Genomic DNA, 14,032 nt, shown 5'->3' with positions numbered 1-14,032 from the left:
TAACGGCATAAGATATCACCAAGTTTGTCCTGTGCTAAATACCGCACTAGAGCGATGCCTTGAGGCGCCTCATACCCTCTTCTATCGACACTAAGGCGCTATAGCCAAAATCTTGCTTTGCCGCACTGATATCAAAGTAATGACTGCAGGAAAGTTGTTTTGCCACAAAGCGGGTCATTATCGGCTCTTCTTGCTTATTCAGCAGGCGATACACGACTTCTAGCACGGCACCCACAAGGTAAGCCAATGTCTGTGGAACCCTTTTTGTAACGGGTGGTAACCCATCACAGGCTAGAATGAGGTTCAGCATCTTGGCCATAGTTACAGGCTCATCGTTACTGACAAAATAGGCTTTCCCTTGGCACTTAGGCGAGACTTGGCAAAGCTCAACGGCCGCCAGAATATGGGCATAAGCGGCGTTATCGATATAAATGGTATCGACCAATTTATCTTCACGGCCAACCAGTTTTAACTTTCCTAAACGGCCACGTTCCAGCACCCGCGGCACAAGGTGGGGATCGCCAGGACCCCAAATCAAATGCGGCCGCAGGGCAACAGTTTTAAGGAAAAATGCCTTGTCCGCTGTCGTAAGCTGATTGGCATCGAGCATCATCTTCTCGGCAATCGCCTTGGAATGTGCGTAATAATTTAAAAAGCGGCTGGCGTAAGGTGTTGACTCATCAATCCCCGATTCATCTTCGCCGGCAAAGGTCACGCTAGGAGTGCTGGTATAAACTAATTTACTGATTTTAAGCGCTTTACAAGCAGCAATCACATTAGCGGCGCCCTTCACATTAGGGCAAAAATAGCTGTCCCTGTCGCCCCATACACCCGCTTTTGAGGCCACATGGAACACGATATCGCAGCCCTGCATCGCCTGTTTGACTTGCTCAGGATTGGCTAAATCCCCCTGTACCATAGTCACACCAAGGGCTTCAAGCTCAGGATAATGGCCACGGGCAAACCCTGTCACCTTAATCCCAGCAGCAAGTAAGCGTAGGCAAATGGCCTTACCCAAAAATCCGCCCGCGCCAGTCACAAAGGCATGACTGACATTAGCCGCCAAGGCATAAAGCGCGACTTGCTCACGCATATCGAGACTTAGCTTGCTACATGCTTGGTCACCGCCCACTTGGTTTAGGCCTGTTGGTTGCGACGGCGTACATTCTAAGTCCGTAGGGGCGAGAGAAATGGAACAATTATCGGTCATCTTGCTATTCCGAGACACACAGTGTCGTTTACAGTATTAAGTTCAGCGCTTATATGCAATGGAATAATATTTCATCCCCATGCCACTAAAAAGCAACAGAAAATCTAGACGAGTAAGGTTAAAAGTCCCTTAAATGAACATCAGCCTTTGGTTTGCGATTGTGCCCAAACGGCTAATTTTTCTCTAAATATTTTGGCATTGTGCCGCACATCCACAGGGAAATCGGGATGAATGAGAAAACGTCTAATCCCCTGAGTGTGGCTATACTGCTCGGCAATCGCCATTAGCTCTTGATACAGCTGCGCGCTCTTATTGCATACCAAAGATTGGTCAAGCTCGATGCAGATGAGGGGTTCAATCTCACTCGCGCCGCCTTGCCCCTTCACTTTGATCCCCACTAACGCCGAACGCTTCACATTTGGATGGGTATTAAAAATCCGCTCACAGGGAATAGAGTAATAACGTTTAGCAAACTGCCCACCTTGGGTGGCATCGACGCTATGGGCTTTACGGCCACACATCCACAAGCGGCCGCTGTCATCTAAATAGCCAAGGTCGCCCATTCTGTGCCTAAAGGTTTGCCGCTCGCGGTCCCAGATTTTAGCCGCCGTCGTTGCCGTTTCGCGGCGATAGTAGGATTGGCTCACCATAGGGCCTGTTACCACTATTTCGCCAATTTCCCCCGCGTTAAGACGCAGGCCATTATCCCACTCAGGGATGTTATCCTCAGTGATGGCGATAATCTCGATGCTGACACCATCGATGGCGCGACCAACACAAATGCCACCACCATTATCGGTAACCTGAGTAGTCGTAAATAACTCATCGCTGGCGATCATGCTGATGGGTAAGGATTCGGTAGCGCCATAGGAATTGAGTACAGGCACGCCGTCACTGAGCATTTTGCTAAAACGGGCAATCGAGGCAATAGTGGCGGGTGCGCCAGCGGAAATCACGCGTTTCACACTGCTGAGTTTATGTTGGTGCTTCGACTCGGTTTGCTCACCGGCGCGGCCTAAACGCTCAAGCAAGGCTGGATTGACAAAGATATTGCTGCATTGGTATTTCTCAATGGCGGCAAATAAAAACTCAGGATTGGCCGTAATCGGTTTGCTGGCATCCATCTCTGGCACAATCGATGCCATACCGAGCGCCGGACCAAAGAGGGAGAATAGCGGAAATGTCGCTAAATCACGCTCGCCATGTGCAATGCCATAATCCTGTTTTAGCGCCTGAATTTGCGCCTCAAACATGCCATGGCTATAAACAACGCCCTTTGGCGTCCCCGTGCTGCCACTGGTAAAGAGAATCGCCGCCATCTCGTCATGCTCTAGCAGCGCCATCGGGTATTCAACCTGTTCCGGCAACTTAGCCGCAGATGACTTAGCTGTTGATAAGAGTATCGACGCTAAACTTGGCGCGCCCGTGAGTACGCGCGATAAGGCGCCAGCAAGTCCGCTGGGATTGCCATCCACATTGATAAGATGCTTAACGCTGCCCTTGCCCCAGCCTAATAAGCGTCTGGCGATATGGGCTTTAGGGATACCGATAAAGGCATCGGGCGCAGCTTCAATAAAACATTGCTTAAGGTTTTTAATCCCCATGCCGGGGTCAACCAGTACGGGAATAATCCCCGCCTTGAACAAGCCGAAAGTTAACGCAAAAAAATCCAGACTCGGGGTGACCATCAGCACCGCCTTCATCCCCCGCGTCAGCCCATGGGCATTGAGTGCGAAGGCGATGGCATCGCTTTGTTTATCGAGGCTGATAAAGTCGAGTTCTTGGTAAGTCAGATTGGCAAGGGATTTACCCTTGCCCAGCTGCACCGCAACCGCGAGATGATGGGGAATGTGATGGGCGGCCTGCTTTAAATGCCGACAGATATTGGCATCTGGTGCTTGCTCGACGGCAGATGTCCCATGGCCGAGCTGCGCATCCTCCACCCTAGTCATTAATGTACGGCCTGTGGCGCTTGAGTCTCAGCCTCAGGCTCTGTGACCTGCGCCGTTTCAAGTGGCTGCACTTCTGGCTCAGGCGTTTGCCCCTCAGCCATAAAGTGCTTGATATGGGTAATCACCTCATCGCTCGCATCTTCGAGGATATAGTGACCACAATCGGCAAATTCATGCACCTGTGCATGGGGCATATGTTCGCGCCATTTGGCTAAAAAGTGCTTATCGAACACAAAGTCCTGTAATCCCCAGCAAATTAGAGTCGGCACCTTAGCAAATTTGGGCAGACTGGCGGCAATATCCGACACCAGCTGATAGTTTCTGTCACCCGGTTTTAGCGGAATATCCTGCACAAAACGCAGGGTCGAAATCCGATTTGCCCAAGAGTTAAACGGCGCGACATAGGCCTCGCGAATGTACTTTGACATCGGCTGACGCTTTACCCCAACGTAGGAGGCAATCGATGAAAAGGCATTAAAACCGCGTACGAGCACAGTGCCAAGCAAGGTATTGCGGCAAATCCACAGCGCCAGCGGTAAAGGCTTAGTTTCGGGTAAATGAAAGGCGCCGGTATTTAAAATCACCAGACGTTTAATTCGCTCAGGATAACGCGCCGCATAGCCCATACCTATCATGCCACCCCAGTCATGTACAACTAAAGTGATGTTTTCTTTTACCTTTAAACTGTCAAGCAGGGCTTCTAAATCGTCAATGCGATTCTTTAAGGTGTAATCGTAGCCACTGTCATCTGGCTTATCCGACAGACCACAACCAATATGGTCGGGCACGATACACTGGTGAGTATCCTTAAGGGCACTAACTAGATTACGGTAATAAAAACACCAACTTGGATTACCGTGTACCATGACCACAGGTTCACCTTGGCCTTCATTGATGTAATGCAGCTTGTTGCCATTACGGCTGATAAAATGACGTTTAAACGGCAACAGAGTGTCTAACATGACGCTTCCTATCTTTTGTTCTAATTATTTTTGTATTGGTAGAAGGTTGTGGCTAATTTGCCTTTACCTATGCTCAGTGCTAATGCTCATCGCTAAACCAATAAGCATAAAAATGCCCTAGCGAGCCTTGCTCTCAAGCGTCAGCTAGGGCAGATAACAGCACTTGAAAACTACCACTTAATGCCCAGCATCATGCAGTTCAAACCACTGCCTATGCCTAAAAAGCTCACCTGATCCCCTGGGCGTAAAAAGCCTTGATCATGCGCCATTGCCGCGGTTACGGGTAACGACACCGTACCCATATTGCCAAGCAGTTGATATGTTGGGAATTCTTTTTCAGGCGGAATGTTTAACGCACTCAAGACCTGTTTACGGTTTGAAGCGCCGACCTGATGACAGATCACTTTATCGACCTGCTCGACCAACCAATTCCGTTGAGCGAGGAAATGCTCCCACGTATGCTTCGCCAGCTCGACCCCTTCTTTGAGCAAGGTCACCGCATCGGTACGCATAAACTCACGGTAAATATTGTGCCCTACTTCCTGCAAGCCCCACTGACACAGTTGGTGGTGCTGCGGTGCAGATAAATGAGAAGCCCCAAGTAGCTGGTGTTTACGCACATTGGTCAGCGGTAAGCTACCATCGGTGAGGATCACCGCCACCGCACCCGAGCCGCCAGTTAAGGTCGCCAGCGACTGGGCAAAATTCTGCATGGTCGGATCGGCGAGCATGTTATCAATGGTCACATCCACAATATCCCGCGCCGATTCGCAGGACACCACCATGCCCGCTTTAATTTGACCAAGCTCAATACGATTGGCTATGTCTAAAATCCCTGACAGCACCCCAAGGCATGCATTGCTGATATCGTAAATTGCCGTATCTTTAGAAACACCCAGTGCTGCTGCAATACGACAGGCGGTGGCCGGTTCATGTTGGTCACGGCACACGCCGGTATACACAACCGCGCCCAGCTCAGCCACATCAATTCCCGTTTCTGCAATGGCCTTATGCGCCGCGTTAATCGCTCCATCGGATAATTGATGCCCTTTCGGCCACCAACGACGTTCAGTGATGCCCGTTAACGCCGCAAGTTGCCCCATGGGAATGCGAAATTTTTGATATAGAGGCGCGAGGCGAGATTCTAGCTCACTACTGGAAACCACCACAGGTGCCAGTTCATAGGCAAGACTATTGATAAATACGCGGGAATATTTCATGAAACTGTTTTATTCGCTCACTAGGATCACTGATCTTTCGGTCAGTTTTGAGTTGTTATTTGTCATTAAGGCGACATTTGAACAAGAAAAGCCCGATGATTCAATAAAAAACCACCTTTCACTTAAGACTTGTCCCACGGCACCTCAATAAGCTCACAGAGATCATGCCACTTGGCCGTTAATTCAAAATGAACTAATAAAGAAATACTTTATAAAAAACAGTCAGGTACAAGGTTAAATCTCAGATTAATTTTTAGTCGCTCAATTTTTGCGCCAAAATCAGCGCATTTCTGGGCGTGACACTGTTTGCACAAAATTCCCCCACGCTGACGCGATAGCCACTTTCCTGCAAAAAGCAGCAACGATCAAGAATTAACCATAGCTCCAGCGCACGGCGGAATAAATGCGCGGCTAAATCGATGCGCCGCGTTAACCTTTGTCGCTGCTTACCGATTTCAAGCCACGCATCAAAATCGATATTGGCGGCTAAATTTACCGTTTTTTGCGCCGCTGCCCACTGACAAAAGTCGGCAAAACTGCCGCTCAGTTGACTCTGTTTTACTGCGGGTAGCGGCAAATAAGCATCTATGCCACGACAGCTTCGCTGCAACGCATCAAATCCGAGCCGCCAAGCGATTTCCTGATGGCGCAGCGCCTGCTGCTTGGGATTGGCTATCACACTTTGCTGCAATGGCAATTGCAAATCATGGCGAGTTAACGTCAAGCCACTTTGTTGAGCAAGCGTCGATAAGCCTTGGTATTGATTGGCTTGAATTAAATGATAGCAGCAAGGTGAAATCGCCACCGCCTGCGTGCCCGCCGCTGCGGCGAATTGCAGTAAACGCACATGTAAATCGCCACAGGCATGTAGCGCTACCGCCTGTTGCTGGGCGCGAAAAGGGTTGGTTTGATGAGTGGAATTTTCGCAAGCATTACCTTCGATAGCAAAGGCATCGGCGCAGATAAATCGCTGTGATAATTGCCATTTATCGGCAAAGGCTTGGCCCTCTTCACAGAGCGTTGCTTGCCACTCAAGGCTTAGCACATCCACACCACGAGTTTTGGCTATTAAGCGGCCTAAATGGCCTTTGCCCGCACACCACTCCAGCACGGGGAGTCCCGCATCGGGTAAATGCTGCACAAAGGCGGTAATTTGTTCCCATTTACGGCCTTTAATATGGGCACTAAAGTGAGCCAGCTCAACAAGATCAATGTTAGGTGAAGTAGCTGTTTCAATATCGTCAGAGCCAATATCAGCGGCAATATCAGAGCCAAGCGAAAGTTCGGCAAAGGACAATGTGAGTAAAGCCAGATCCCACTCGAGTCCTAACGTGGCAAGATCCTGCTTAAGTGCGGGAGATAAGGCATCGACTAACGCCGATTGCTCGGCATCCAAGGCATCGAGCACAGCATCATCGAGCGCCCAAAGGGTTGTCGCTAAAGTCGGAAATTGCGCCTGCCAAGGCAATGATTTCGCCTCAAAGGCACGCACTTGCCATAGCGCGCGGCCCTGCTCAAGTAATTTATCTAATTGGATAAATTGGGCTGCCAGTCTATCTAGATTGTGATCGTTAATTTGATGCACGCTGATTTTTACCACTCATCTTTGTTAACACGCCCTAGGAATCGATTAACTTTGAGAACCGCTCAAGTTGAACACACAATGGCCTTGAGCCTATACGATTAAGGCTTTGCTAATATCTGTCTAATATCACTGCCCAAATGGCGCTTAAAGCTGCTACCATCGGTGCAATTTGTGCCTAGACCCGAGTGCCCATTAAGCTGATAACTCACCTTACTCATTGAGCACCATATTAAAAACACGGTTTTAGAGGATGACTATGCGTTCCCCCTGCGTTGCCCGCTGCGGCTTAAATGATGAAGATTATTGCATGGGCTGTTTTCGCCATATTGATGAAATCGTTGCCTGGCGTGATGCCAGTGACGCAGAGCAAGACGCCATCATCGACAAACTCGCTGCCCGCAAAGCCCATTTCGAAGGCGACGACAATAAACAGATCTTAAGCCGCGCCAAATGGCTCGAAGCCGAAGCTCGTTTAGCGCAAAAAGCCTGAAAATTTCAGGCTTTTTACTTTTATCGCTACTTTTTCATCATCGCCTTTAAATCGGCAAAGGGATTATAGGTGGCAGCGGCTTGTTTGGTTTCGGTGGTGCTACCGTAGCGGATCAGTTCTTCAAAGCGTGAATGCTCATTATCATGGCAGTAAAGGCACAATAACTCCCAGTTGGAGCCATCGGACGGGTTGTTATCGTGGTTATGATCTCTATGGTGAACGGTCAGCTCACTTAAGTTTTTTGGGGTAAATTCGCGGGTACAACGGCCACAAATCCAAGGATACAATTTAAGCGCCTGCTCGCGATAGCCCCCCTCACGTTTAGCGCGGTATTCGCGCTCTTGGGCTAAAACTTGATCTAATTTACTCTGACCTTGATTTGCTGACATGCTCACACCTAACTGATTGCCCCTAAAAAATTGCCCCAAGGATAATCCGTGTTATCGCTTGGGGCAATATTCTTGCCGTCAAAAGCCTTTAGGCAACGTGGCCTTGATCGGCATTAGATAGGTGCAAATAGTGCAGGTATTTCTCATATTGGGTAACTACATCCGCCAAAAGCTGCTCTTCGGTATAGCCCATCACATCGTAGTGCTGGCCGCCCTGCTCTAAATACACTTCGGCGCGATAATATAAGTTATTACCCTGCTCCAACTCTTCACCAACAGGATTGACGATTTCAAAACAGCGCATTCGCACACCGTAAACAAAGGGTTGATGGACTTCATTGCTAATAACTAGGCGTACTTTACCGTCAAGATATTCTAAATCTGCCGTCAGGCCTCTAGTCATAAATTGCTGACATACCTTAGATAACGCTGGCGTTGCCACATTATTAAGGAAGATACGCGCCTCATCTTCGGTGGGATGCGACACTAGCACCTCGATACGTTTCTCCCAGCTGATATTGGTCTTAGCATATTGCACACTGGTGGTATGGAGCTGCACGCTGTTAATCTTCAACCAATCGTCCTTAAGCGCCTTATACAACCCCAAACACATTAGCAGCATCACACATAAAAATGGCATCGCACTGGCTATGGCCGCAGTCTGTAGCGCCTGTAAGCCGCCCGCTAACAGCAATACCGAGGCCACTACACCTTGCAACAGTGCCCAAAACACCCGTTGCCAGACAGGGGCATTGTTATCGCCCCCCGATGTCAGGTTATCAATCACTAAGGAGCCTGAGTCCGATGAGGTCACAAAAAACGTGACCACTAAACAAATCCCTAAACCAGACAATAAATTAGGGAATGGCATATGTTCAAAAAAGACGAATAAGGCCACAGGGACGTTGGTATTGACCGCATCACTCAAGTAAGTCGCGCCGTGATTCATGATGGCATCGATGGCAGAGTTACCAAATACCGTCATCCACAGGAAAGTTAACGCTGAAGGCACAAATAGAATTCCGATTAAAAACTCACGGATAGTACGGCCGCGACTCACTCGCGCAATAAAAGTGCCTACAAATGGCGACCAAGAAATCCACCAGCCCCAATAGAGCAAGGTCCAGCCGCCAAGCCAGTCTTCCTTGTGCTGATAGGCGTAGAGATTAAAGGTTTTATTAACGATATCACTCAGGTAACTGCCGGTATTTTGCACAAAAGCTTGAAGTAACATCACCGTAGGCCCAAGGAGCAACACAATCAGCAAAAGCAGTAGCGCTAAACCAAGATTAAGCTCACTTAAGCGCTTCACCCCTTTATCGAGCCCTGAAAATACCGACAAAGTAGCGAGTAAGGTAATGCCAATAATCAGCGATACTTGTACCGTGGTGTTATTGGGTAGCTTATCAAATAAATAACTAAGGCCCGAGTTAACCTGTAACACCCCAAACCCTAGGGAAGTCGCTACCCCAAACATAGTCCCCAATACAGCAAAGGTATCGACACAGTGGCCAATCGGACCATGAATACGCTCACCGATTAAGGGATAGAGTGCGCTGCGGGGTAACAAGGGCAACTTATGCCGATAGGCAAAATAAGCCAAACTCAGGGCGACTACGCCATATATGGCCCAAGCATGTATGCCCCAATGGAAGAAAGTGATCTTCATGGCCTCTTTGGCTGCAGCCAAACTCTCAGGCGTTGCATCGGGCGGCGCGAGATAATGCATCACAGGCTCGGCAACGCCGAAGAACATCAACCCAATGCCCATCCCCGCTGAAAACAGCATCGCAATCCAGCTCTTGTAGCTATAGTCGGGCACGGAATGGTCTGGGCCAAGTTTTATATCGCCAAAGCGACTGACCATCACAAAAATAATAAAAATCAAAAAAATCGCCACGCCAAGGATATATAACCAGCCTGCTTTAGACTCTATCCAAGACTGCATAGATTTGAAGAACAGATTAGCCTCAGTGGGCCAGATAGCGCAGATCATCACCATAAATGTGATAAAAAACACCGACGAATAAAACACTGGTGGATTAATACTCGACTTGATAGACATAAAACTCCCTTGTTCTAGCCAGTTCCCTATTAACATCCCTTCGATGTTGAAGAGATAGCGCAATACATAGGTAACCCTAGCCTCGGCTAGTATGTGGTCAGGTTAAAAACGCACAAATAATCCATGACAAGGGCTCGCGGTCGGCAATACCTTGTGATGTCATACTCATATTGATAACTCTTCTCCACCAACCTTGTTTGCTCAACCGTTTTGCTCAATAGCAAAGTCGGCGAACAAACCGCTCGATAAACCCGCTTGACCGCATAAAGTCATGCTATCGCGGCGGCTTTCTTGGAGACGGGAACGCCCATAAAAACAACAATCAGCCATACCATAACGTCGGAGCCGTGGTTTAACCTCAATGGCGACATAATGCATATAAGCGGTTCGATATAGGTGATATCGAGAGTGAGGAATGCAAAGCGCGATTAGCGGCTAACGGTTAACCTGTAGCAAATATCGACTCGGCCTTGCTTAAGCTCTATTAAGACGCGTTCGAACAGAGACCACAAACTGTCGAAAAACCGCTTAACAGAAACACAGATAATGCTAAACAATAATCATTGAATCAGCATAAAAAATGGCGACCTATTAAATCGCCATCGGATTGTATCACAAAAATACCTCTATTTGACACAAAAAACCAAAACCAACTTATTCAACTTTAGTTTTTACCGTTGCCGCGCCCGGCGTTTGCGAGATCCCCGCCGTTAAATTAAACCGCATCGCCTCTTCAAATGACCAATCCACTAAAATCAAATCATCCCGATTGACGAGGCTCGTTACGCCCGCCATTTGATAACTTAATTGGAATAAAACCGGCACCCAATCTCCCTCTGGCAACGCATCGAGCAACGGCTGTGGCGGCGTATCCGTCATAATAAAGCCCACCACATAGCCACCATTGGCCTGCTTAACCAACACGGTTTGCTGAGTATTGGGTTTGCCCTCACGGTTCATTAAAGAAGCGATATCACGGATACTGCCATAGACAGATTTAAACAGCGGAAAACGCATTAATTGACGCTCAATCCAGCCATAGAGCCAAACAATCGGACTCACTGAAAATAGCAAGCCCACCGCAAACACAATGGCCACGACTAAGAGAAAGCCCGCGCCGACAAAATGTTGGTTAATCCCTACCAACGCTAAAATAAAAATCCCTAAACCATCTAACGATACAAACAATGACCAAAACAACCACAGGCTTAAGGCCATAGGGAGTAGATTCATTAAGCCACGGGCTAAGGTTTTCTTCATTACAATCTCATCAAATCCAATGGGATAAAAAAAGGCATAAAATATTTACGCAAAAAAGCGCGTTAAATGCTACCACAGCGTCACTTTTGTACCAGCACTTGATGTAAGGTAAGGCGCAGAACATTAGGGCGTGTTGACGTTTCGAGATTAGATTTTGTTCGTTCTGGCAAGTACGTGCTCGCGAAACGAGGAATGATGTGTAGTTATTCTACTCAAATGACGAGTGACAAAGAGCAAGGGCTTGCCAGACGAACCCTTCGGGCAGCATTTGGCTGGCGTTTCTGCTGCGTTATCGTCCGTTTATGTAGAATAACTACACTGCACGGACTTTGCCTTGCATAAAAGCCAGCAAAATTGCTGCAAAAATAACCATGAAACGTCAACACGCCCTAATAACAAACCGCTACGGCATCGAGGGAGAGAATATGCGCGTGACCCGTCTAGACCATTTAGTGTTAACCGTGAAAGATATCGAGGCAAGCGTCGACTTTTATCAACGCGTGCTAGGGATGAAAAAGTCCGTATTTGGTCAGGGCCGTATCGCCTTAAGTTTTGGCGATCAAAAAATCAATCTTCACCAAGCAGGCGCCGAATTTGAACCTAAGGCCAACCTTGCTACGCCCGGCAGTGCCGATCTTTGCTTTGTAGTTAGCCATAACATTGAAGAAGTGGTCAGCCACTTAAACGCCCTTGAGGTTGAAATTATTGAAGGCCCAGTCCTGCGCACCGGCGCCACAGGCCGCATCAACTCCGTCTATATCCGCGACCTCGATTTGAATCTATTAGAACTATCCGAATATCTGCCGGCCTGCACGCAGTAGCGCCTAATCCAATCATTTTTAATCGGCACGGATAACCTTATTTCAGAATAGAAACACTATAGCTTATTGTTTTACAACGATAATCTTCACCAACAGCTAGCCAATGAAGTCAACAATAAACGGAATGATAAGATGATAACAATACCCATCCTAGGTTTGCTTGAAGTTGATCCCTATGATGGCTGGCTTAAAAGCCAACCCATTGAGATCAATGCGCTAAGCGGTAAATTTGAGTTTATCTTAGAAGAGTACGAAACCGACCCACAGGTGGAGGATTTTCATACTGCGGTACAACATTTTCTCGCCCTAGACCATACCGCACTCGAGCAAGCTCAGGACGCGATTTACCAATATTATCAAGATTGCTGCGCATATATTACGCCTGCGAGCGAAGAATATATTGATATTCCTAACCCGAACCAAGTATGGCGCCATATTGAGTTTGGCGACGAATTAATGGTGTCACGCCGCGCCCATGGGGATAACGCCGTGTATATCTCCCTTACTTGCCACTGCGATTGGGAGCCCGAGCACGGTTTACAAATCGTGTTTAAACAAGGATTGACCGTCAATAAAATTGGGGCTTTTGATGGACACCTTTCCCACGCAGATGCCTATGACGATCCAAGATTCGAAGACATGGTCTATGTGCCGTGTTGCAGATAAATTCAGATCGTTTATCTGATTATCTATCTGATTTATAATATTTTTCATTTATAACGCTAGGCAAGTAACATAATACTCGGCTGAGCATCAATTTATATAGGCTAATGTTTTGAAAGGAAAAGTTGTCTCATACCTTGCCGCTAAAAAGTATGGGTTTATCCAAGGCGATGATGGTGAAAGCTATTTTTTGCATTTTTCTGAGCTATTAGACAAGAAAGATGAAGGCAGTTAGTCAAAGGCAGTATGGTCGATTTTGATCCAACGCCCACACCTAAAGGCCTAGCCGCCAAAGCGATCAGTTTACCCGAAGTCTTTATCAGGGATCGATTAGTTGACTTTTTTACCACTAAAGACCGCCACCCTAAAAACGGCACAGTGCTTGTTAGCTATCCCATTACGACCCGCTTTTTTAAAGACCCCAGCGAAGGAAGACGTCATTTAGAACAGCTTGCAAAGCATTGTGGGTGCAATGCAGTACTTAATGTCAGCTTTGAGAAGGACACTTTCTCAAAAGGTAATTATCGCTATATGGTACACGCCTTCAAAGGTGAACTCGCCCTAGTAACCGAGAAAGTTCCTGCTGACTCTCAAGAACTGGTTATCGCCTCTGCAGAGTTACTCGAAAAACGAAAAGCAGATGTAGAGCAGGCAGTTAAACAAATGAGTGAAGCCGAAAATTTAGCACGACAAAAGCAGTTATCTGGCTGTTTAGGTACCCTTGCCATCATCACGCTGATACCGCTCGCACTGGTGCTCAGTGCTATAGCGGTTTTTCCTACTTAGCGAGTCAAAACAAGTCGATAGTGTTATTTATTAAAGAATATATGGACGGATTTATAACCCATGATAACTGGCTTAAACTGACCACCGTGTTTGGCAAGCTATTTCACCAGTGACACGCCATAAACTCATCCCTGAGGGCTCGACGGCGGCATCCATGCCGCCAACGGTCACAGTTGCAACAATGACAATCTTTACGACCATTGAACTGTTCATCTAGCTAAAAGCTTTTTGCCCCAAAGTGTGTTTCGCAGCTCAAAAACGCAATAGGCCATGTAAAGCTCTGCTTATAGAAAAGTTGATGGTTTGACTTAGAAGTTATGTATTCCTTCTTTTTTGTAGCTTCAACGCTTTAATCAAAATCAAAGTCGTGGGGCTTCACCCCACACCCGACCAAGGAGGACTGCTCGTCCTATCCTCCTTGGATGCTCCAAGACGCCCCAACGGAGTTGAAAGCTCCTTGTGCTCATTGACAAATTTGCTATCGCTTCCGAAGGATGCGTCCCTGCACCTGCGAAAGCTAGTTCGCCATCCATGGCGAGACTCACGCAATTTGTCTATTCGCCCTGCGGCAACTCCGAGGGGAGGTGTATTCCTTGGCGTTTTGAGTCGTTAGATAGCGATTCATCAGC

The 14,032-nt window shown here is 47.6% G+C and carries 13 protein-coding genes; 5 read left to right on the top strand and 8 right to left on the bottom strand.

Features of this window, described 5'->3' with window-relative positions; all coding sequences use genetic code 11:
- Positions 1 to 46: 46 nt before the first annotated feature.
- From oleD to H9J30_RS07965, 5 genes are all read right to left on the bottom strand, one after another.
- Positions 47 to 1,093 carry a 2-alkyl-3-oxoalkanoate reductase gene (gene oleD / locus H9J30_RS07985; RefSeq protein WP_240130635.1) on the bottom strand — a complete coding sequence of 349 codons (1,047 nt, stop codon included), beginning with the start codon at positions 1,091 to 1,093 and terminating at the stop codon, positions 47 to 49.
- A gap of 257 nt (positions 1,094 to 1,350) precedes the next feature.
- A complete protein-coding gene (gene oleC, locus H9J30_RS07980; RefSeq protein ID WP_240130530.1) occupies positions 1,351 to 3,162 on the bottom strand; it encodes an olefin beta-lactone synthetase in 1,812 nt (603 codons plus the stop codon).
- Complete coding sequence (locus H9J30_RS07975) at positions 3,162 to 4,124, bottom strand: alpha/beta fold hydrolase (RefSeq protein ID WP_240130529.1); 963 nt, start codon at positions 4,122 to 4,124, stop codon at positions 3,162 to 3,164. The genes oleC and H9J30_RS07975 overlap by 1 nt, the downstream gene beginning before the upstream one ends.
- 170 nt (positions 4,125 to 4,294) lie before the next feature.
- Positions 4,295 to 5,344 (bottom strand): 3-oxoacyl-ACP synthase III, encoded by a 1,050-nt coding sequence (locus tag H9J30_RS07970; protein ID WP_011071874.1) that lies wholly within the window; start codon positions 5,342 to 5,344, stop codon positions 4,295 to 4,297.
- Between the two features lie 253 nt (positions 5,345 to 5,597).
- On the bottom strand, positions 5,598 to 6,920 hold the full coding sequence (locus H9J30_RS07965) for a methyltransferase (protein ID WP_427915902.1): 1,323 nt from the start codon (positions 6,918 to 6,920) through the stop codon (positions 5,598 to 5,600).
- Positions 6,921 to 7,185: 265 nt separating this feature from the next.
- Here H9J30_RS07965 and H9J30_RS07960 point away from each other — a divergent pair, with 265 nt between their 5' ends.
- Entirely contained in the window at positions 7,186 to 7,419 is a 234-nt protein-coding gene (locus tag H9J30_RS07960) for a DUF1289 domain-containing protein (protein ID WP_240130527.1), read from the top strand.
- Positions 7,420 to 7,445: 26 nt separating this feature from the next.
- Here the strand turns inward: H9J30_RS07960 and H9J30_RS07955 are convergent, their stop codons facing one another.
- From H9J30_RS07955 to H9J30_RS07945, 3 genes are all read right to left on the bottom strand, one after another.
- A complete protein-coding gene (locus H9J30_RS07955; protein WP_240130526.1) occupies positions 7,446 to 7,808 on the bottom strand; it encodes a YajD family HNH nuclease in 363 nt (120 codons plus the stop codon).
- An 88-nt stretch (positions 7,809 to 7,896) separates the two neighbouring features.
- Positions 7,897 to 9,873: a BCCT family transporter gene (locus tag H9J30_RS07950; protein ID WP_240130525.1), complete on the bottom strand. Its 1,977-nt coding sequence runs from the start codon at positions 9,871 to 9,873 to the stop codon at positions 7,897 to 7,899.
- A 654-nt stretch (positions 9,874 to 10,527) separates the two neighbouring features.
- Entirely contained in the window at positions 10,528 to 11,133 is a 606-nt protein-coding gene (locus H9J30_RS07945) for a DUF502 domain-containing protein (RefSeq protein ID WP_240130524.1), read from the bottom strand.
- Positions 11,134 to 11,558: 425 nt separating this feature from the next.
- On the opposite strand from H9J30_RS07945, the gene H9J30_RS07940 reads away from it, so the two are divergent.
- From H9J30_RS07940 to H9J30_RS07925, 4 genes are all read left to right on the top strand, one after another.
- On the top strand, positions 11,559 to 11,954 hold the full coding sequence (locus H9J30_RS07940; protein ID WP_240130523.1) for a VOC family protein: 396 nt from the start codon (positions 11,559 to 11,561) through the stop codon (positions 11,952 to 11,954).
- 132 nt (positions 11,955 to 12,086) lie between these two features.
- On the top strand, positions 12,087 to 12,620 hold the full coding sequence (locus H9J30_RS07935) for a DUF6985 domain-containing protein (protein WP_240130522.1): 534 nt from the start codon (positions 12,087 to 12,089) through the stop codon (positions 12,618 to 12,620).
- A 109-nt stretch (positions 12,621 to 12,729) separates the two neighbouring features.
- Positions 12,730 to 12,852, top strand: coding sequence for a cold-shock protein (locus tag H9J30_RS07930; RefSeq protein WP_240130521.1), 123 nt, complete (start codon positions 12,730 to 12,732; stop codon positions 12,850 to 12,852).
- Positions 12,853 to 12,863: 11 nt separating this feature from the next.
- Complete coding sequence (locus H9J30_RS07925; RefSeq protein ID WP_240130520.1) at positions 12,864 to 13,403, top strand: cold shock domain-containing protein; 540 nt, start codon at positions 12,864 to 12,866, stop codon at positions 13,401 to 13,403.
- Positions 13,404 to 14,032 lie beyond the last annotated feature (629 nt).

Origin of the sequence: Shewanella cutis, assembly GCF_022410515.1 — a bacterium.
Classification (GTDB): domain Bacteria; phylum Pseudomonadota; class Gammaproteobacteria; order Enterobacterales; family Shewanellaceae; genus Shewanella; species Shewanella cutis.
Note: the sequence above shows the minus strand (reverse complement) of the source record. Positions and strands in the feature narration are given on the sequence as shown.

What these genes read in the sequence shown, in the direction of transcription:
- oleC (WP_240130530.1), bottom strand. Translation starts at nt 3,162, where the DNA reads ATGACTAGGGTGGAGGATGCGCAGCTCGGCCATGGGACATCTGCCGTC.
- H9J30_RS07955 (WP_240130526.1), bottom strand. Translation starts at nt 7,808, where the DNA reads ATGTCAGCAAATCAAGGTCAGAGTAAATTAGATCAAGTTTTAGCCCAA.
- H9J30_RS07975 (WP_240130529.1), bottom strand. Translation starts at nt 4,124, where the DNA reads ATGTTAGACACTCTGTTGCCGTTTAAACGTCATTTTATCAGCCGTAAT.
- H9J30_RS07960 (WP_240130527.1), top strand. Translation starts at nt 7,186, where the DNA reads ATGCGTTCCCCCTGCGTTGCCCGCTGCGGCTTAAATGATGAAGATTAT.
- oleD (WP_240130635.1), bottom strand. Translation starts at nt 1,093, where the DNA reads ATGCGTGAGCAAGTCGCGCTTTATGCCTTGGCGGCTAATGTCAGTCAT.
- H9J30_RS07935 (WP_240130522.1), top strand. Translation starts at nt 12,087, where the DNA reads ATGATAACAATACCCATCCTAGGTTTGCTTGAAGTTGATCCCTATGAT.
- H9J30_RS07950 (WP_240130525.1), bottom strand. Translation starts at nt 9,873, where the DNA reads ATGTCTATCAAGTCGAGTATTAATCCACCAGTGTTTTATTCGTCGGTG.
- H9J30_RS07970 (WP_011071874.1), bottom strand. Translation starts at nt 5,344, where the DNA reads ATGAAATATTCCCGCGTATTTATCAATAGTCTTGCCTATGAACTGGCA.
- H9J30_RS07925 (WP_240130520.1), top strand. Translation starts at nt 12,864, where the DNA reads ATGGTCGATTTTGATCCAACGCCCACACCTAAAGGCCTAGCCGCCAAA.
- H9J30_RS07945 (WP_240130524.1), bottom strand. Translation starts at nt 11,133, where the DNA reads ATGAAGAAAACCTTAGCCCGTGGCTTAATGAATCTACTCCCTATGGCC.
- H9J30_RS07940 (WP_240130523.1), top strand. Translation starts at nt 11,559, where the DNA reads ATGCGCGTGACCCGTCTAGACCATTTAGTGTTAACCGTGAAAGATATC.